This is a genomic window from Pseudomonas sp. SB113 (assembly GCF_040754745.1).
GTDB classification, from domain to species: Bacteria; Pseudomonadota; Gammaproteobacteria; order Pseudomonadales; family Pseudomonadaceae; genus Aquipseudomonas; species Aquipseudomonas grimontii.
Genome location: NZ_JBFMHW010000200.1, coordinates 1 through 434, shown reverse-complemented (window position 1 = coordinate 434; position 434 = coordinate 1). Strand labels below are relative to the sequence as shown.

At 52.1% G+C, this 434-nt stretch carries 1 protein-coding gene; it reads left to right on the top strand.

The genetic code is table 11. The features are described 5' to 3' along the window. Positions 1 to 96: 96 nt before the first annotated feature. Positions 97 to 434 (top strand): ferritin-like domain-containing protein (locus tag AB1462_RS32155; protein ID WP_367249157.1); only part of this gene is annotated, 338 nt, incomplete at its 3' end.

Sequence of the window (434 nt, the reverse complement as noted above, 5' to 3'; positions counted from 1 at the left end):
GGTAAAATATACTGGGCTGCAGAACGGAACGAAGGTCTTGTTCGCGCTTTCTAAGAGCACGCTCAGCACGGGGCGTTTTCACCGATGGAGGAAGAATTGGCTAAGGAAAAGACACTCGACGATCTCTTTCATGATACGTTGAAAGACATCTACTACGCTGAAAAGAAAATCTTGAAGGCATTGCCGAAAATGGCGCGGGCTGCACAGTCCGATGACCTCAAGGCGGCTTTCGAGAAGCATAAAAATGAGACCGAGGGTCACGTCGAACGACTGCAGCAGGTGTTCGAGATCATGGGCAAGCCAGCGCGGGGTAAGACATGTGACGCGATCGAGGGAATTATCTCCGAAGGTGAGGAGATCATGGACGAGTTTAAGGACACGCCAGCTCTCGACGCCGGGTTGATCTCCTCGGCACAGGCAGTCGAGCATTATGA